Annotated in this window: 15 protein-coding genes; 4 read left to right on the top strand and 11 right to left on the bottom strand. The window is 64.4% G+C overall.

The genetic code is table 11. The annotated features are described in order from the left end of the window. Nucleotides 1-12: 12 nt before the first annotated feature. The 8 genes from ACB031_RS20240 to kbaZ are packed head-to-tail and all read right to left on the bottom strand — an operon-like array spanning nt 13 to nt 7,167. Nucleotides 13-867, bottom strand: a complete 855-nt coding sequence (locus tag ACB031_RS20240; RefSeq protein WP_371140135.1) for a tagatose bisphosphate family class II aldolase — start codon at nt 865-867, stop codon at nt 13-15. After that, nucleotides 858-2,057, bottom strand: coding sequence for an N-acetylglucosamine-6-phosphate deacetylase (gene nagA / locus ACB031_RS20245; protein ID WP_371140136.1), 1,200 nt, complete (start codon nt 2,055-2,057; stop codon nt 858-860). Before nagA ends, ACB031_RS20240 begins: the two co-directional genes overlap by 10 nt. Continuing rightward, nucleotides 2,058-2,492, bottom strand: coding sequence for a PTS galactosamine/N-acetylgalactosamine transporter subunit IIA (gene agaF / locus ACB031_RS20250; RefSeq protein WP_010635027.1), 435 nt, complete (start codon nt 2,490-2,492; stop codon nt 2,058-2,060). It abuts the gene before it with no gap. A 46-nt stretch (nt 2,493-2,538) separates the two neighbouring features. Further along, on the bottom strand, nt 2,539-3,417 hold the full coding sequence (gene agaE / locus ACB031_RS20255; protein WP_371140137.1) for a PTS N-acetylgalactosamine transporter subunit IID: 879 nt from the start codon (nt 3,415-3,417) through the stop codon (nt 2,539-2,541). Continuing rightward, on the bottom strand, nt 3,407-4,183 hold the full coding sequence (gene agaW, locus ACB031_RS20260) for a PTS N-acetylgalactosamine transporter subunit IIC (RefSeq protein ID WP_371140138.1): 777 nt from the start codon (nt 4,181-4,183) through the stop codon (nt 3,407-3,409). The genes agaE and agaW overlap by 11 nt, the downstream gene beginning before the upstream one ends. 15 nt (nt 4,184-4,198) lie before the next feature. Next, nucleotides 4,199-4,672, bottom strand: coding sequence for a PTS N-acetylgalactosamine transporter subunit IIB (gene agaV, locus ACB031_RS20265; protein ID WP_005309404.1), 474 nt, complete (start codon nt 4,670-4,672; stop codon nt 4,199-4,201). Beyond that, complete coding sequence (locus tag ACB031_RS20270) at nt 4,672-5,841, bottom strand: SIS domain-containing protein (protein ID WP_017780936.1); 1,170 nt, start codon at nt 5,839-5,841, stop codon at nt 4,672-4,674. Before ACB031_RS20270 ends, agaV begins: the two co-directional genes overlap by 1 nt. 12 nt (nt 5,842-5,853) lie before the next feature. After that, nucleotides 5,854-7,167, bottom strand: coding sequence for a tagatose-bisphosphate aldolase subunit KbaZ (kbaZ, locus tag ACB031_RS20275; protein ID WP_371140139.1), 1,314 nt, complete (start codon nt 7,165-7,167; stop codon nt 5,854-5,856). 272 nt (nt 7,168-7,439) lie between these two features. Here kbaZ and ACB031_RS20280 point away from each other — a divergent pair, with 272 nt between their 5' ends. Beyond that, entirely contained in the window at nt 7,440-8,237 is a 798-nt protein-coding gene (locus ACB031_RS20280; RefSeq protein WP_017764749.1) for a DeoR family transcriptional regulator, read from the top strand. Nucleotides 8,238-8,413: 176 nt separating this feature from the next. On the opposite strand, the gene ACB031_RS20285 is transcribed toward ACB031_RS20280, so the two are convergent. The 3 genes from ACB031_RS20285 to barA all read right to left on the bottom strand — a co-directional run bounded on the left by ACB031_RS20285 (nt 8,414) and on the right by barA (nt 12,579). Beyond that, on the bottom strand, nt 8,414-9,313 hold the full coding sequence (locus ACB031_RS20285) for an N-acetylmuramoyl-L-alanine amidase (RefSeq protein WP_371140140.1): 900 nt from the start codon (nt 9,311-9,313) through the stop codon (nt 8,414-8,416). A gap of 3 nt (nt 9,314-9,316) precedes the next feature. Continuing rightward, the gene (locus ACB031_RS20290) at nt 9,317-9,796 is read right to left on the bottom strand and encodes a DUF1456 family protein (RefSeq protein ID WP_005309414.1); all 480 of its coding nucleotides are present in this window, start codon (nt 9,794-9,796) and stop codon (nt 9,317-9,319) included. A 71-nt stretch (nt 9,797-9,867) separates the two neighbouring features. Next, nucleotides 9,868-12,579 carry a two-component sensor histidine kinase BarA gene (gene barA / locus ACB031_RS20295; RefSeq protein WP_371140141.1) on the bottom strand — a complete coding sequence of 904 codons (2,712 nt, stop codon included), beginning with the start codon at nt 12,577-12,579 and terminating at the stop codon, nt 9,868-9,870. A 153-nt stretch (nt 12,580-12,732) separates the two neighbouring features. Between barA and rlmD the strand changes: the two genes are divergently transcribed. The 3 genes from rlmD (at nt 12,733) to mazG (ending at nt 17,413) form a co-directional block, all read left to right on the top strand. Next, the gene (gene rlmD / locus ACB031_RS20300) at nt 12,733-14,055 is read left to right on the top strand and encodes a 23S rRNA (uracil(1939)-C(5))-methyltransferase RlmD (protein WP_371140142.1); all 1,323 of its coding nucleotides are present in this window, start codon (nt 12,733-12,735) and stop codon (nt 14,053-14,055) included. Nucleotides 14,056-14,319: 264 nt separating this feature from the next. Next, nucleotides 14,320-16,533: a GTP diphosphokinase gene (gene relA, locus ACB031_RS20305; protein WP_005309420.1), complete on the top strand. Its 2,214-nt coding sequence runs from the start codon at nt 14,320-14,322 to the stop codon at nt 16,531-16,533. Nucleotides 16,534-16,615: 82 nt separating this feature from the next. Beyond that, complete coding sequence (gene mazG / locus ACB031_RS20310) at nt 16,616-17,413, top strand: nucleoside triphosphate pyrophosphohydrolase (RefSeq protein ID WP_371140143.1); 798 nt, start codon at nt 16,616-16,618, stop codon at nt 17,411-17,413. Nucleotides 17,414-17,437 lie beyond the last annotated feature (24 nt).

Raw genomic sequence — 17,437 nt, forward strand, 5'->3', positions numbered from 1 at the left:
CCCCTGCGATGTTCAGAGCTTGCCGTTGCTCATGCACATGCGGATCTTGGCGGCGACCACCTCCTCCATGGCGGCCATGGCGGGCACCAGATACTGGCGCGGGTCGCTGGCGTCGGGGTGGGAGGCCAGGAACGCCTTCATGGCGTCGGAGAAGGCGATCTTGAGCTCGGTGGCCACGTTGACCTTGCACACCCCGAGCTCGATGCAGCGGTGCACGTCCCGGTCGGGAATGCCGGAGGCGCCGTGCAGCACCAGCGGCACCGCTACCCTGGCCCGGATGGCGGCGAGGCGCTCGAAGTCCAGGCGCGGCTCCTCCTTGTAGAGGCCGTGGGCCGTGCCGATGGCGACGGCCAGGGAATCGATGCCGGTGCGCGCCACGAACTCGGCCGCCTTGTCAGGGTCGGTCAGATGGGCGTTGGCGGCGTCCACTATGAGGTCATCCTCCTGGCCGCCGAGCTGGCCCAGCTCGGCCTCCACGCTCGCCCCCATGCGGTGGCAGAAGGTGACGACCCGCTGCACCTTGGCGACGTTCTCCTCGAACGGCAGGTGGGAGGCGTCGATCATGGCGGAGTGGATGCCGGCCTCGACCTTGTAGTGGATATCCTGTTCGTCCTCGTGGTGGTCCAGATGCAGTACCAGCGGGATGCGGTACTGGTGGGCGGCCGAGGTGCAGATGGAGACCAGGTATTCGACCCCGGCGTGACGGTAGGTGCCCGGGGTGGCGGCCAGGATCACCGGGGAATTCAGCTTGGCGGCGGTGCGGGCCACCACCTCGACGGTCTCCAGGTTGTGGATGTTGAAGGCGGGCACCGCATAGCCGCGGCGCTGGGCATCTTTAAGCATTTCGTGGGACGAGATCAGATACATGAGGACTCCTTGGCACCCTGGCGGGCACCAGCTTCAGGGAAAGAGAGTGGGGCAGGGGCGGGGAGGATCTTCCGGCCGGCCACCCAGATATGTTGTTGATTGAGTTCCGCAGTCAGGGCGAGCAGGTTGGCCTGCTTGCCGACGGCCAGCGAACCGAGGCGATGTTCCATCCCCAGCATCCGGGCCGGTGCCAGCGAAGCCATGCGGATGGCCTCTGCCAGAGGCACGCCGGCCAGCTGCACCATGTTGCGCACGGCGCCGAGCAGGGTGAGGGTGCTGCCCGCCAGGCCGCCGGTGTCGGTGCGCACCACCCCGTCTTTCATCTCCACCCGGTAGTCGCCGAGCAGGTAGTGGCCGTCCGGCATGCCGGCGGCGCGCATGGCATCCGTGATGAGCAGCAGGCGATCCCTGGCGCAGCAGTGACAGAGTCTGAGCACGCTCGGATGGACGTGGTGGCCGTCGGCGATGAGCTCCAGCCAGGCATCGGGATGCACCAGGCCGGCGCCGACCATGCCGGGCTCTCTGTGGTGCAGGCCGCGCATGCCGTTGAAGCAGTGCACCAGCCCGGAGGCCCCCGCCGCCAGCGCCGCCTTGGTGGTGTCATGGTCGGCGGCGGAGTGACCCAGCATCACCCGGATGCCGGCCTGCTTGAGATGACGGATGGCGGCCAGCGCCCCGGTTTTCTCGGGGGCGAGGGCGACCACTTTCAGGGTGCTTCGCGCCACCTGTTGCAGCCGGTCGAGCTCCGCCAGATCCAGCTCCCGGAACAGGGCCGGGTCATGGGCGCCCTTGTTGTCCGGGGTGAAGTAGGGCCCCTCCAGATAGCTGCCGAGCAGTTGCGCGCCCGGCAGGGGGCTCGCCATGGCATCGGCGATGCGGCCGAGGGTGCTGAGGATGGCGGGTAGCGGGGCGGTGACCGTAGTGGCGAGGAAGGCGCCGACCCCCTCTGCCGCCTTGGCAAGGGAGAGGCGGGCCAGGGCGTCGACCGCCTCGTCCATCACGTCGACGCCGGCTCCGCCGTGGACGTGGCCATCGATGAGGGCGGGCACCAGCAGCTCGACCTCCCGCACCGGGTCGTCGGCCGGGATGGGGTCGATGGCGGTGATGACGCCCCCTTCATGGGTCAGTACCTGATGTTCCCGCCAGCCCTGCTCGGTCAGCAGGCGGCGGGCGCGGATCCGCTCTGCCATCTAGATCCCCTCCTCGGCCAGCGTCTCGGCCCGCTCGCGCGCCAGCTCGTCCACCAGGCTGGTGAGGCCGCGATGACCGCAGCACAGCGCCTGTTCGCGAAACTGGGACGGGGTCAGCTCGCCGCGCTCCATCACCATCTCCAGCAGCAGCTGCAGATTGGTGCCGGTGACTACCTCCCGCCCGGGCTGGCGCAGCGCCAGGGTGGAGGCGACCCGAAACGGGGTTCCCCCCAGCAGGTCGGTCAGAAAGACCACCCCATCCCCTCGCTCAACCTGGGTCAGGGCGGTTTCGCACTGATCCTGCAGCAGGGCCGTGGTGGAGGACTCGGGAAAGTCGATGGCGACCACCGCCTCCTGCTCGCCGAGGATCTGCAACATGGCCTGTTCCATGCCGCTGGCGAAGCCGCCGTGTCCGCAAATGATGATGCCCAACATAATCTGTTCCTTTACAGCAAAGGGCCGGCCTGGTGCCGGCACCGGATTAGAGGAAGCCTGCAAACTTGCCGACGATGCCGAGCACGACCGTGATGACGATGAGGCGCAGCGGGCTCCAGCCGCGGCGGATCAGCCCATACATGGCCAGGGTGTAGAGCAGCGGCAGGAAGGCGGGCATCAGCTTGTCGAGCACGTCCGCCTGCAGCTTCACCACCGCATCGCCGGCGGTGATCTCCAGGGTGGTGCCGAGTCGCACATAGGTGGCGACCAGGGCGCCTATCACCGTCATGCCGACGATGGAGGCGGCATGGCCCACCTTGCGGGTGTTGGCCTTGATGAGCGGAATGGCGGCCACCCCCATGCGGTAGGCGTAGTGCGCCAGCCCGAAGCGCAGGCCGAAGTGCACCAGGTTGAACAGCAGGAAGAAGACCACAGCTCCCATGATGGAACCCTGCAGGGCAAGATCTGCCCCGATGCCGCCGCAGATGGGCAGCAGGGTGAGCCAGAACATGGCATCGCCGATCCCGCCGAGCGGGGCACCGACCGCGATCTTGGTGCTCTGGATGCTGTTGACGTTCTGCTTGGAGCGCTCCATCGCCAGCACTATCCCCATCACGAAGGTGACCAGGAAGGGGTGGGTGTTGAAGAAGCCCATGTGACCCTTCATCGCCCGGGAGAGATCCTTGGGGTTGGTGTGGATCTTCTGCAGTGCCGGCAGCAGGCTGTAGAGCCAGCCGGAGGCCTGCATCCGCTCGTAGTTGAAGGAGGCCTGCAGCAGCAGGGAGCGCCAGGCGAAGCGGTTGATGTCCTGGCGGGTCAGCTCGGCCCCCAGTTGCTGATCTTCGTAGACGTCGTCGGAGACGGTGCGGGTCGGTTGCGGCTCGGCCGCCTGGGTCAGCCGGGTGGCGGTGTTGTTAGATGCCATCTTCAGTTTCCTCCTGGGTGGGGCGGGCTTGTGGCGCCGGGTCCTTGCGCATGAAATCGATCAGGGCCATGGCCAGGGCGGCCGCAGCGATGGCCAGCACCGGCAGCTTGAGCCAGGCGGCGGCAACGAAACCGAGGATGAAGTAGGGGATGTAGACGTTCTTCATCATGATCTTGAGCAGCACGGCGAAGCCGATGGCGGGCATGATGCCGCCGGCGACGCCGAGGCCGTCGATGAGGCGGGCGGGCAGCACGTCGATGGCGGTCTTGGCGTGTTCTGCCCCGAAGTAGGTGGGCAGGAAGGCACACAGGAAGTAGAAGGAGCCGAGTGCCAGCAGCGCCAGGTAGTTGACCCGCTCGATGCCGCGCACATCCCTCTGTTCCGCCATCCGGTCACAGCGGGACATGACCCCCGACATCACCGAGAAGAGGAAGGTGATCCCCATCTGGACCGCCACCGCGAACGGTACCGCGACCCCGACCGCCACATCCGGCTTGACCCCGGTGGTGATGGCGAAGGTGGCGCCGACTATGGTGCCGATGATGACGTTGGGCGGCTGGGCGCCTGCCAGCGGGGCCAGCCCCATCCAGACCAGCTCCAGGGTGCCGCCCACCAGAATGCCGGTGGGCAGGTCGCCGAGGATCAGGCCCACCAGCGGGCCCAGTACCACGGGCCGGTGGAAGTGGGTCAGGCCGTTGAACAGGTCAAGCCCGGCGAAGAACGCCAGCATGCCCAGCAATAGCCCTTGCAACAAACTGATTTCCATCACAATTGTCCTTAATCAGATGAGGTTGAAAATGTCCTGTGCCGGTTCGGTCGGCACCCCCTGGACAAAGCAGGCGACGTGGGCGTCCTGCAGGGCGCGAAACGCCGCTATGTCCGACTCGTCCACCGATACCGTCTTGTGGATCTGACGCTTGCCGTCGGCGTAGTGCATGTTGCCGACGTTGATGCGGGGGATGGGCACCCCGCCCTCCACCAGGGTGCGAAAGTCCGCCGGACTCTTGCACACCAGCAGGATCTTCTGGCGATCGGCGGCCTTGCCGATGTTGTCGATCACCTTCTGCAGTGGCCAGAAGCGCACTGCGATGCCTTCCGCCAGCACCATCTCCATCAGGTTCTGCTGGATGGGGTCCTCTGCGACTTCGTCGTTGGCTACCAGCACCAGATTGGCGCCGGCGAAGCCTACCCATTGCACGCCGACCTGACCGTGGATCAGGCGCTCGTCGATACGGCTCAGCACTATGTTCGGCATCAGACGCCTCCTTGCTGGTTGAACGGATAGATGTTGACCCCCTGCACGACCCGGTTGACCCGCCCGCTCGGGCAGGGATTGTCCGGGGTGATGCCCAGCACCAGCGCGGTGTGGAAGGCGTAGTACTGGGCATAGAGCAGGTAGCAGAGTGCCAGCTCGGCGTCGTCACCGTTGAGGGGGGTGGGCAGATAGATGTGCTCGCCGGCGCTGATGAGCGGATCCGGCCGGTCGGCCAGGGCGACCACCCGGGCGGCATGGCCGTCCTGGCGCAGCTCGCCGAGCAGGTCCAGGTCGTACTGGCGGGTATAGGGATCGTTGGACACCATCAGCACGATCAGGGTCTGCCGATTGATGGCCGACTTGGGCCCGTGGCGAAAGCCGGTGGGGGAGTCGTGCATGGCCATCACCTGGCCGGCGGTGAGCTCCAGCAGCTTGAGCGCCGCCTCCTGGGCCACCCCCTGCAGGCTGCCGCTGCCAAGGTAGATGACCCGCTCCGGCAGCGGTCGATCCCACTCGGGCACCTTCAGTTCGGCCTGGGGCAGGATGGCGTCCCCCAGCGCGATGAGTGGCTGACTGGCGATCGGGTTGAACTGGCGCGGCAGGAACACCGCCAGGCAGCTCAGCATCATGCTGGTCAGGCTGCTGGTCATGGCAAAGCTGCGGTCGTGGGTCTGGGGCGGCATCAGCAGCGCCAGGGAGCGGGCATCCTTCTGGCAGCGGCGATAGAGCTCCCCCTCACCGTTGCAGGTCAGCACCAGGTGGTGGCATTCGCTCAGCAACTGGCTGGCCAGCTCCACCGCCGCCACGCTCTCCGGGCTGTTGCCGGAGCGGGCGAAGGAGATGAGCAGGGTCGGGCAGTCCTGTGCCAGGTATTCGCCCGGATCGGTGACGATGTCGGTGGTGGCGATCGCCTCGAAGCGGCCGTTGAGGCGGGCACTGAGATAGGGGGCGAGGGCGCGGCCGGCAAAGGCGGAGGTGCCGGCGCCGGTCAGGATCACCCGCAGGTTGCCCCGTGACAGCAGGGGCAGCAGGAAGCGCTCTATGGTGGCGCGGCACTCCTCCACCATGGTGAGGGTCTCCCGCCAGGTGGCGGGTTGCTGGCGAATTTCACGGGCGGTGGCCAGGCCGTTGGCCGACCGCAGCGTCTCTTCTGGATAACCAAGGATCATCTCTACAACTCCTTATACAACCGGGGTCAGCCGGGAGTGGCTGGCGGGGACGGCGCTGCAGGCCGCCGCGTATTGGCGCAGCACCTCCTGCACCTGATCGAGAATGAGGTCGTGCACCCGGGGCGACAGCGTGCCCTGGCGCACCTTGCGGTATTGCAGCGGCAGGTGCTGGCTGAGCAGCGGCAGGGGAATGGGTTCGGCGGCCAGGTTGGCGAGCAACCGGGCGTAGCACTCATCGACCCGGCTGTCGGGCCAGTAGTAGCGAATGCGATCGGAGTAGCTGTAGCCGCGGGCCAGCCGGCACTCGTTGGGGCTGCCCTGATAGTGGCTGCGCCAGAAGTCGGGGCGATCCAGCATGGTCTCTTCCAGCACCTGGCGCAGGCCCGAGCAGGCCTTGGCCACCACTAGCTCCTCCTCGATGGCGGCGAGGGCAAACAGTGCCTCGCGCAGGGCGAAGGTGAGGGCGGGGCCGACCTTGAGGATGGCGAAGTGATCGCGCACCAGCTGGTGGTAGGCATCCGGGGTCTGGTAATCGGTGGAGTGGGCCTCGAACACCAGATGGGGATAGGCCTCGATCATCCGGCTCAAGGGGGCGGCCCGCTCGGGGCGGTAGTCGATGACGTGGGTGTGGTCGAACTCCACGCCGGGCTGCACCACCAGACCGATCACCCGCGGCCAGAGCTGGGCCAGTCCGGCCTGCTCGAAGGCCTGCTGGTGGGCGGCCAGGGTGTGGTGCGCCGCCTCCGGCGTGGTGACCGCCAGCTCGGCCAGCTCTTCGTGGGCACCGCCCGGTACCGGCACTTCGGTGCCAATCACATAGACCAGGTCGCTGTGGCCAAACTGCCGGATGGCGGTCTGCTCGGCCACGTTTGCCAGCCGGGCTGCGCGCGCCGCCACCAACTCGTCGGTCAGCGGCACCGGATCCCCCTGGCAGGGCATGCTGCAGTCGAGGTGGATCTTCTTGAAGCCGGCCGCAACATAGCTGGCGACGAGATCCTCGGCGTGGGCCATGGCCTGTTCGGCGGGTTCGCTCTGCCAGCGGTTGGGGCCGAGGTGATCCCCACCCAGTACCAGCCGCTGCACGGGAAAGCGGCACTCGGCGGCGAGCCGGTGCAGCAGGTCGCGAAAATCGGCCGGTGTCATGCCGGTGTAGCCGCCAAATTGATCCACCTGATTGGAGGTGGCCTCGACCAGCAGCAGCTGGTCTCCTTGCGCCGCCAGTCGCAGGGCCGCCTCCAGTACCAGCGGATGGGCGGAGCAGACGGCGTAGATCCCGACCTGTTCCCCCTGCTTGTGTTGTGCGACCAGATCCAGCATTGATTTCATTTCCCTCTTCCTCTTGGCCTGAACAAGATGCATTGCTTTCGATTTCTTTCTTTACCCTAGGCGTACGGCGTTCGAAACGAAATAAAAGCGTGTTCACATCTTGAGCAAGATCACAAAAAGAAATGAATCGAAAGAGTTTTGGCTGCTTCAGGGAGTCTGATGGCACTTTTCAATTCAATGAACGCTTGATTTGCCATCGAGGCTGAGTGTTAATAGGGAAACGTAACGAAGTGAAAGCTCTACTTTCACCACAGGACTCCGGCAGAGAGACTATGCAAATCACCGAAAAGAGCGTGCTCGGCACCAGCGAGCGACGGGAGCGCATCATTCAACAGCTGCGCAGCAATGGCAGCGTTCAGGTCAACGAGCTGGCCGGCCACTATCAGGTATCCACCGTCACCATCCGCAACGATCTGGCATTTCTGGAGAAACAGGGGGTGGCGGTGCGCGCCTACGGCGGTGCCCTGTTGTGTGAATCCGGCCAGCCGGTGGCCGAGCGCACCATAGCCGACAAGAGCGTGCTCAACACCCCGGTCAAACAGCGCATCGGCGCCATGGCGGCGAGCCTGGTGCAGCCGGGTTGTCGCCTCATTCTGGACTCGGGCACCACTACCCTGGAGGTGGCGCGCCACCTGCGCGATCACCAGGAGATAGTGGTGATGACCAACGGCATGAACGTGGCGAACGCCCTGCTGGAGGCGGAAGGGGTAGAGCTGCTGATGACGGGGGGCCACTTGCGCCGCAAGTCGCTCTCCTTTTACGGCGCTCAAGCGGATCTCTCCTTGCAGAACTATCACTTCGATCTGCTGTTTCTCGGGGTGGATGGCATCGATCTGGAACGCGGCGTCAGCACCCATCACGAAGACGAGGCCAGGCTCAACCGCTGCATGTGCCATGTGGCCGAGCGGATCATCGTCGTGACCGACTCCAGCAAGTTTGGTCGGCTGAGCCTGCACAAGATCGTCGATACCCGGCGCATCCACACCCTGATCACCGATGACGCCATTGCGGCGGAGACCCTGGCCGGTCTGCGTCAGGCCGGGATAGAGGTACTGCTGGTGGAGGCCTGAGCCGGCTCTCGACGGAGAATGCAAAAGAGGGACGCCATGGCGTCCCTCTTTCGTGGTCGGGGGCGAAGCTCAGCGTTGCTCGGGAAAGTAACGCTCGAGCAGGAGAGGGAGGATGGCCTGACGTTCGGCGTTTTTCTGCTTTGGGCAGAATGGCGTGATACCGGTAGGGATGAGGGTCAGTCTGGCTCGGGAAAGTAACGCTCGAGCAGGGCAGTCAGGATGGCCTGGCTCTCGGCATCCGGTTCACCGCTGACCAGGGCGGGCCGAAAGTGGAGCTGGAAGGCGCGCAGGGCGGCGCGGCTCTGTTCGTCCCAGTGGCCGCTCGGGGTTACGCCATAGCCGTAGCGGGCCAGCCGTTGCTGCCAGCCGAGGGCATCCCAGGCTGGCGCCGGCTGCTGGCGCAATTCGGCCAGCCGGGTTTCGTCGGGCCAGGCGCCCACCCCGTAGTGCAGGGCCAGCTCGCGCCAGGGGAAGTGGGGGCCGGGATCCTGCTTGCGCTCGGGGGCGACGTCGCTGTGGGCCAGCACCTGGGTGGGGGGGATCTGGTAGCGCTCGACCAGCTTGCGGGTGAGGGCGCCGAGGGCGGCTATCTGTGCCCGGGTGTAGGGTTGCCAGCGCCGCTGGTGGGCGGGCAGCTGCTCATCCTGTGGCGGGTAGCCGAGGTTGACGATCTCGATGCCAAGAGAGCTGGCATTGAGCCCCGTATACTGGTGCCAGCGGCTGCGGCCGGCATGCCAGGCGCGCCGGTTGTCGGGCACCAGCTGGTAGACCGGCAGCGGCCTCTCATGGGTATCGCGCGGGATCAGGTAGTGGGCGCTCACCTGATGGGCCGGCTCGGTCAGCAGGCGCAGGGAACGCTCATCGTCTTCATCCGTGTAGTGCAGGATCAGAAAGGCGATGCGCTCGTTCTGGTTGGCGCTCTGATGGTCGTTGTTGAGCCGATAGGGGGCTGGCTGACAGGCGCTCAGCAGCAGGGTGAGGCAGAGGGCATACCAGTGCCGGCAGGTGCCCCATGGCCGACGGCGCCCACCCACCGCCAGCAGGCGGGATGATGGTGAGCGCAGACGCCGGCCCATGGTTCAGCCGCGATACTTGGCGGTGAGGCCGATGAGGAAGTTGCGCAGGATCTGATCCCCGCAATCCTGGTAGTGCTTGTGGTCCCGTGAGCGGAACAGGGCGCTCAGCTCGGACTTGGAGAGGTTGAAGTTCGCCAGCTTGAGGGTGGCGAGCATCTCCTCTTCCTTGAAGTTGAGGCCGATGCGCAGCTTGCGCAGGATCATGTTGTTGTTGATCCGGTTCGGGATCACCTGGGGCGGTGCATCTTCCCGTGCGCCGCGGCGCACCAGGATCAGGCCGTCGAGGAACTGGCTCAGGGCCGAATCCGGGCAGGCGGCAAAGCCAGCCTCCTGCACCTCACCCTCTTCTGCCTCTTTCATCAGCCAGCCGTGTAGCTGGGCGTGGGTGACGGTCAGGTTGCCCTTGGCGAACATGTCGACCATCTGGTCGTTGCTGATGCTGAGGGCGTAGCGCAGGCGGCGCAAAATATCGTTGTTGGTCATGTCGACTCCTGTGGAAACGGCGCAACTTTACCATCTGGCGGGGCCCGCGTCAGAAAAAGCGGGCCGCCGGGTCAGGCGAGGTAGCGGGGAGCCTCCTGGCGCACCTGCTCCATCGCATCCTGCAGCTCCAGCAACTCGGGCTCGAGTTCGGCCACCGCCACCCCGTCTCGCAGCTGCTGCTCCAGCTGGGAGAGCAGCCGCTGCAGACGAGGCACCCCCGAGTAGGCGCAGCCGCCGTTGAGTCGATGGAGCTGGGCCAGCACCTCGCTGTCCTCCACCTGGCCGGCGAGCGCCGCCTCCAGCACAGGATCCACCTCGTCGAAACTGGTCATCAGCATGGTCAGCATCTCCTTGGCGAGATCCAGCTTGCCCGCCGCCTGGCGCACCGCCAGCGACCAGTCGATCTGCTGGCTGGCGTGATTCTGGTGGCGACGATGGGCGAAGTCGGTGATGAGCTTGGCCAGCATGGCCTCGTCGATGGGCTTGGCCAGGTAGTCGTCCATGCCCTGGCGGATCAGCCGCTCCCGCTCGCCGGGAATGGCGTGGGCGGTGACCGCGACTATGGGAGTCTCGGTGTTGAGGGACTGGCTGCGAATAGCCTGGGTGGCGCTGATGCCATCCATGATCGGCATCTGGATATCCATGAAGATGATGTCGAACGGCTGGCTCTGGGCCAGTCTGACCGCCTCCTTGCCGTTCTTGCACACCACCACCTGACTCACCATCTCCTTGAGCATGGCGGCGATGAGCTTGAGGTTGGCGGCGTTGTCGTCCACCGCCAGCACCTTGATCTCCTGCACGCTGCGCGGGGAGGGCTCTGGCAGCGGGGCGCTGCGCGCCGCCTCGGGGGAGAGCAGGGCGTGCAGCAGCTTGCGATGGTTGATGGGTTTGGAGAGGCAGTGCTGGGCACCGTGGGCCAGCATGGCCTCGTAGAGCGAAGGCTCGTGGCTGCTGAGCAGCACTATGGTGTTCTGCTGGCCATCCAGCCCGTCGAGGCGTGCCACCACCTGCTGCGGGCTGTGCTGGGTACCGCTGCCGATGATCACCATGTCCTGGCTGCTCATCTCGGGCCAGGGGGTGTCGCCGGTCAGGGAGTGCACCTGCAACTGCCACTCCGCCAGCAGGGCGCAGATGGCGGAGTGGCTGAAGGGATCCGGCTCCAGCAGCCAGACCCGCTTGCCCTGGATGCGATCCAGCGGCAACCGGTCGGTCTGGGGCAGGGGGGAGACCTCCAGATCCAGGCTGAAGGAGAAGACAGATCCCTTGCCGAGTTCCGATTCGAAGCGGATCTGGCCCCCCATCTGCTGCACCAGCTTCTGGGTGATGACGAGACCCAGGCCGGTGCCGCCATAGCGGCGGGAGATGGAGGAGTCGGCCTGGTTGAAGGCCTGGAACAGCTGGCGCTGCTGCTCTTCCGAGATGCCGATGCCGGTGTCGCGGATCAGCACGTTGAGCCGCACCTTGTTGCCGCTGAGGCTGCCGGTCTGCTCGATGCGCACGTCCACGTTGCCGCGCTCGGTAAACTTGATGGCGTTGCCGGTGAGGTTGGTCAGCACCTGTTGCAGGCGCATGGGGTCGCCGGTGAGGTAGTCAGGCACCTCGGCATCCACCTGCAGGGAGAGCTCCAGCTGCTTGTCGTGGGCGCTGGGGCCGAGCAGGTGCATGGTCTCGTTGAGGGTGTCGCGCAGGCTGAACGGGATGTGCTCCAGCTGCAGCTTGCCCGCCTCCAGCTTGGAGAAGTCGAGGATGTCGTTGATGATGCCAAGCAGGTTGCGGGCCGACTTCTCGATGGTCTGCATGTAGTCGGTCTGGCTCGGGGTCAGGCTGGTCTTGAGCAGCTGGCGGGTAAAGCCGATGACCCCGTTGAGCGGGGTGCGCAGCTCGTGGGACATGTTGGCGAGGAACTCCGACTTGACCCGCGCCGCCTCCTGCGCCCGCTTCTTGGCCATGTCGAGCTCGACGTTCTGGATCTCGATCTGCTCCAGCGTCTCGCGCAAGTCGGAGGTGGCCTGATCGATGTTCTGCTGCATCTCCTCGTGGTATTCCGAGAGCGCCTTGGCCATGGCGTTGATGCCGTTTTTCAGCATGTCGAGCTCGCCGGTGAGCTGACCGCTGACCCGGGTATCGAGCCGCCCCTCCCTGATCTTGTGCACCGCCTGCACCATGTCGGTGATGGGTTGGGTCACGCTCTTGACCAGTCTAAAGCCGAACAGAGTACTGAAGGCGATGCCGATGAGCACCATGATCACCGCGAAGAAGGTGTCGCGGTATTGCAGGATCATGGCCCGGTCGGTGGTCATCTGCATGGAGATGTAGCCGATCATCGGCGGTTCCACGTCGCTTGGCAGCGGGAAGCCGTCCATGCTGGTCTCGGCCTGGATCGGGGTGCGCAGTATGATGTCGTCGCCATAGAGGGTGACGCTGGTGAGCTCGGGGATCTGGCTGCCGTCCGGCAGCCGCAGCCGGGTGAAGTCTCTGTGGTAGTTGGACGTCACGAACAGCTGGTTGTCCTGGGTGAAGACGGCGATGGACTTGATGAGCGGCGAGTTCTTGCGGTGAGTGAGGCCGATCAGCCGCTTGAGCGACTCGCGGCTGTGCTGGGTCATCCCGTATTCGCTGGCGATGGCCAGCGGCTCTATGATGTTGATGCCCTGATCGATGAGGTTGTTTTCCAGCTGCTGATAGCGGTGGAAGGTGAAATAGCCGGCCATCAGGCCGCCGATGATCAGGGTCGGCAAGATGGTAAAGGCCAGCACACGCGCCCGAAGGCCGTATTTGGTCATGCGGATGATCCCCCGAAGAGCAGGGTTGGCAATGGCGTAAACGAGCGGGTGCGGGCCCACAGGCCGTATTTGGTCATACTATTATTCTTGTGGGACAATAGCCTGCTGCAGATTCCACAATCATGACATAGCCACCTATAGGCACCAAGTTTTATGGCCCAGTTTTTCAAGCCCCAAAAGAAATCCACCCAGCCCCAACGTATTGAATTTACGGTAGACAGCCTGGATCACCACTGCGTCGGGATCGGCCGCCATCAGGGCAAGGCGATCTTCATCGAAGGGGCGCTGCCCGGTGAGCAGGTCAAGGCCCGCATTCTCGAAGACAAGAAGCAGTATGCCCACGCCGCCCTGCTACAGGTGGTGACGCCGGCGGCCAATCGCATCGCCCCCTTCTGCAGCCACTACCGCGAGTGTGGCGGCTGCAGCGCCCAGCATCTGGCCGAAGCGGATCAGCGCGCCGCCAAGGAGGCCGGCCTGGTCAGCCTGTTCGAGCGGCTCGGCAACATCCAGCCCCCGGCGCTCGAGCCCGTGTTGGGCGGGGAGTCCCACGCCTATCGCCGGGTCTGCCGGTTGGCCATCAAGTTCGACAAGAACGGCCGCTGCACCCGGGTGGGCTTTCGTCGTCGCCAGTCGAACGATCTGGTGGAGATCAGTGGCTGCCCCGTGCTGGCTGAACCGCTCTCCGCACTGATCGCCCCGCTGCGCGAATGCCTCAACCGCCTCAAGAGCCAGCGTGAGCTGGGCCATGCGGAGCTGATCCAGGCCGAGCAGGGGATCCTGATGCTGCTGCGCCATACCGGCCGGCCGACCGAGGCGGATCGGGCGCAGCTGATCGAGTTCGCCAAGGCGCAGGGGATCGACCTCTATCTACAGGCGGCCGACGAGCAGATTGAGCCGCTGCACCAGCAATTTGCGCCCTCCTACTCGCTTGATGGCCTGTCTCTTGCATTCGCTCCCGGTGACTTCATTCAGGTCAACGGCCCGGTCAACCAGCGCATGGTGGAGCAGGCACTGAACTGGCTCGAGGCGGGCAAGGATGACAAGGTGCTCGATCTCTTCTGCGGCATCGGCAACTTCACCCTGCCGCTGGCCCGTCAGGCCCGCGAAGTGGTGGGGGTAGAAGGGGAGCTGGCCATGGTGGCGCGCGCCGAAGAGAACGCCCGTCGCAATGGCATCGAGAACGCCCGTTTCTACAAGGCGGACCTGAGCGGTGACATCGCCGGCATGTCCTGGGCGCGGGAAGGGTTTGATCTGGTGCTGCTGGATCCGGCCCGTCCCGGTGCGTTCGAGGTGATGGAGCACGTCGTGAAACTTTCACCCAGACGGGTGGTCTACGTTTCCTGTAATCCGGTCACCCTGGCGCGCGACAGCCAGGTGCTGGTGAAAGGGGGCTATCGGCTGGTGCGCCTCGGCATGCTCGACATGTTCCCGCACACCGGCCACCTGGAGTCCATGGCGCTGTTCGAGCGCAAATAGACGGGCGGTAATGGGCAAAACGGGCGTGGTGGCGGTGCCATGAAAGGGCAGCCGTCAGCTGACGATGGTGGCGTCCATAACGCTGTCTGGGCAGGCATGATTGGGGTAATCTAGACCCTTGTAAATCGGCAGGGCCTGGCGGAGAACTCTATTGTTTTTCTTGACAATATGCCTTGAAAAATTCTCCGTAGATCCCCATTTGAGGCAATCTCATGAGGGGAGGGGGCGACAGCCTTCGGCCCAATAATTTAAAGGATTGATACCATGGTTGCGGTTCGCGATATTCATTTGAAAGACAACTTCACCCTGGAGGAGTGGGTCAGCTCGCTCACCCTGAGTGACAGTGACAAGGATCAACTGCGAACCGTCTACCAGTACTGTCTGACGCTCGGTGACGAAGCGCTCACCAACCGGCTGCTGGTGCGCGGGGTCGAGATGGTAGGCATCCTGCTGATGCTCAGCATGGATCTCGGCACCCTCAAGGCCGCCATCATCTACCCCTTCGTCGAAGCCGGTCTCATCAGCCAGGAGCGGATGGACGAGGACTTCGGTCCCAAGATCGCCAAGCTGGTGGAAGGGGTGCTGGAGATGGAGGCCATCCGCTCCCTGCAGACCCTCCACCGCAGTGAAACCTCGCCGGAGCAGGTCGACAACGTGCGGCGCATGCTGCTCGCCATGGTCGAGGATGTGCGCGCCGTGGTGATCAAGCTGGCGGAGCGGATCGCCTGCCTGCGGGAGGCGAAGAAGGCGGATGAAGAGACCCGGGTGCTGATGGCCCAGGAGATCACCAACATCTACGCCCCGCTGGCCAACCGGCTCGGCATCGGTCAGCTCAAGTGGGAGCTTGAGGATCTCGCCTTCCGCTATCTGCACCCGGATACCTACAAGCAGATCGCCAAACAGCTCGACGAGAAGCGGCTCGATCGGGAGCGCTACATTCGCGAGTTCGTGCAGTCCCTGCGTGATGCCCTGAAAGAGGCGGGAGTCGAGGCCGAGGTCTACGGCCGGCCGAAACACATCTACAGCATCTGGCGCAAGATGCAGAAGAAGCACCTCGAGTTCAACGAGCTGTTCGACGTGCGTGCGGTGCGGGTGGTGACCAAGCGGCTGCAGGATTGCTATGCGGCACTCGGCATCGTTCACACCCACTTCCACCACATTCCCCGCGAGTTTGACGACTATGTCGCCAACCCCAAGCCCAACGGCTACCAGTCCATCCATACCGTGGTGGTGGGGCCCGAGGGCAAGACGGTGGAGATCCAGATCCGTACCGACCAGATGCACCAGGATGCCGAGCTTGGTGTGGCGGCCCACTGGCGTTACAAGGAAGGGGCTCAGGCCGGCGGCAAGGCCAACAATTTCGAAGACAAGATCGAGTGGCTGCGCAAGCTGCTCGCCTGGCAGGAGGATCTCTCCGAGAGCGGTTCCCTGCTCGAGGATCTGCGCAGTCAGGTGTTCGAGGACAGGGTCTATGTGTTCACTCCGAAAGGGGATGTCATCGACCTGCCAGCGGGGGCCACGCCTCTCGACTTTGCCTATCACGTCCACAGCATGATCGGCCACCGCTGCATCGGCGCCAAGATCGACGGCCGCATCGTGCCATTCACCTATGCGCTGCAGACCGGCGATCAGGTGGAGGTGATCACCCAGAAAGAGCCGAACCCGAGTCGCGACTGGATGAACCCCAATTCAGGCTTCCTGCGCTCCAGCCGGGCGCGGGCCAAGGTGGCCACCTGGTTCAGAAAGCTGGATCGGGACAAGAACATCGTTGCCGGGCGCGAGTTGTTCGACAAGGAGCTGGATCGCCACAACCTCAGCATGGCCAAGATCGACAAGGGCAACATGCTGCGCCGCTTCAATCTGGAGAGCACCGACGATCTGCTGGCCGGCATTGGCAGCGGCGACATCCGCATCAACCAGGTGATCAACTACCTGGACACCTGCTACAACAAGCCGACGGCGGAGGAGGAAGATCGCCGCCTGCTGGAGAAGCTGGAGCAGAAGGCCAATGCGCCGTTCCGCCACAAGCCCAAGGATCACATCGTAGTGGAAGGGGTCGGCAACCTGATGACCCACATCGCCCGCTGCTGCCAGCCGATCCCCGGGGATGCCATCCAGGGCTTCATCACCATGGGGCGCGGCGTATCCATCCATCGGGAGGATTGCGAGCAACTCAAAGAGCTGTCGCGCCGCAACCCGGAGCGGTTGATCGACGCGGTATGGGGGGAGAACTACTCCGGCGGTTACGGTCTCACCATCCGCATCCTCTCCAACGACAGATCCGGCCTGCTGCGCGACATCACCACCGTGCTTGCCAACGAGAAGATCAACGTGATGGGGGTGCGCTCACGCTCCAACGTGCGCGAGCAGACCGCCGAGATCGACATGGAGCTGGAAATTTACAACATCAACGCCTTCAACCGGGCGTTGGCCAAGCTGAGCCAGCTCAACGACGTGATCAGCGCCAAGCGCCTCTGATCGTACGCAACACTGCACTCGTGACCGACCGCCAGGTCGGTCACTGTTTTCTCCCAGTAGCATCAAGAAAAGCGAACTTCCCATGTCCCAACGTTACGACCTGCCCCAACTGCTCGAGATTATGGCCAAACTGCGCGACCCGCACGGGGGCTGCCCCTGGGATCTCAAGCAGAGCTTCCAGACCATAGTGCCGCACACCCTGGAGGAGGCCTACGAGGTAGCCGATGCCATCGAGACCGAAGATTGGCAGGGGCTGAAAGGGGAGCTGGGGGATCTGCTGTTCCAGGTGGTGTTCTATGCCCAGCTTGGCAAGGAGCAGGGGCTGTTCGACTTTGCCGACATCGTCGACACGGTGAGCGAGAAGCTCATTCGTCGCCACCCCCATGTCTTCTCCGATGCCAACCTCGGCGACGAGCAGGCGGTGAAGGTGAACTGGGAGGCGGAAAAGGCCAAGGAGCGGGCGGCGCTCGATAAAGAGAGCGTGCTTGACGACATCCCCCTCTCGCTGCCGGCCCTGACCCGCGCCGCCAAGATCCAGAAGCGCTGCGCCACCGTCGGTTTTGACTGGAAGACGCTGGGCCCGGTGGTGGACAAGATCCACGAGGAGATCGACGAGGTGATGGAAGAGGCGCTGATGGCCGACGTGGATGAAGAGCGGGTGAGCGACGAGCTCGGCGATCTGCTGTTTGCCACCGTCAATCTGGTGCGCCATCTCGGCAAGGACCCGGAGCAGGTGCTGCGGGGCGCCAACGCCAAGTTCGAACGCCGCTTTCGTCAGGTTGAACAGTTTATCGCCGCGGAAGGGCTGAAAATGACCGACTGCAGCCTCGAGAAGCTGGATGCCGCCTGGGTCAAGGCCAAGGAAACCGAACAAAGTTGATTTGGCGCAAGATGGGGGCGCCGG

The organism is Aeromonas sp. S8(2024), assembly GCF_041403085.1.
GTDB lineage: Bacteria > Pseudomonadota > Gammaproteobacteria > Enterobacterales > Aeromonadaceae > Aeromonas > Aeromonas dhakensis.

Coding starts and splice junctions, on each gene's coding strand:
- ACB031_RS20240 (WP_371140135.1), bottom strand. CDS start 867: ATGTATCTGATCTCGTCCCACGAAATGCTTAAAGATGCCCAGCGCCGC.
- nagA (WP_371140136.1), bottom strand. CDS start 2,057: ATGGCAGAGCGGATCCGCGCCCGCCGCCTGCTGACCGAGCAGGGCTGG.
- agaF (WP_010635027.1), bottom strand. CDS start 2,492: ATGTTGGGCATCATCATTTGCGGACACGGCGGCTTCGCCAGCGGCATG.
- agaE (WP_371140137.1), bottom strand. CDS start 3,417: ATGGCATCTAACAACACCGCCACCCGGCTGACCCAGGCGGCCGAGCCG.
- agaW (WP_371140138.1), bottom strand. CDS start 4,183: ATGGAAATCAGTTTGTTGCAAGGGCTATTGCTGGGCATGCTGGCGTTC.
- agaV (WP_005309404.1), bottom strand. CDS start 4,672: ATGCCGAACATAGTGCTGAGCCGTATCGACGAGCGCCTGATCCACGGT.
- ACB031_RS20270 (WP_017780936.1), bottom strand. CDS start 5,841: ATGATCCTTGGTTATCCAGAAGAGACGCTGCGGTCGGCCAACGGCCTG.
- kbaZ (WP_371140139.1), bottom strand. CDS start 7,167: ATGAAATCAATGCTGGATCTGGTCGCACAACACAAGCAGGGGGAACAG.
- ACB031_RS20280 (WP_017764749.1), top strand. CDS start 7,440: ATGCAAATCACCGAAAAGAGCGTGCTCGGCACCAGCGAGCGACGGGAG.
- ACB031_RS20285 (WP_371140140.1), bottom strand. CDS start 9,313: ATGGGCCGGCGTCTGCGCTCACCATCATCCCGCCTGCTGGCGGTGGGT.
- ACB031_RS20290 (WP_005309414.1), bottom strand. CDS start 9,796: ATGACCAACAACGATATTTTGCGCCGCCTGCGCTACGCCCTCAGCATC.
- barA (WP_371140141.1), bottom strand. CDS start 12,579: ATGACCAAATACGGCCTTCGGGCGCGTGTGCTGGCCTTTACCATCTTG.
- rlmD (WP_371140142.1), top strand. CDS start 12,733: ATGGCCCAGTTTTTCAAGCCCCAAAAGAAATCCACCCAGCCCCAACGT.
- relA (WP_005309420.1), top strand. CDS start 14,320: ATGGTTGCGGTTCGCGATATTCATTTGAAAGACAACTTCACCCTGGAG.
- mazG (WP_371140143.1), top strand. CDS start 16,616: ATGTCCCAACGTTACGACCTGCCCCAACTGCTCGAGATTATGGCCAAA.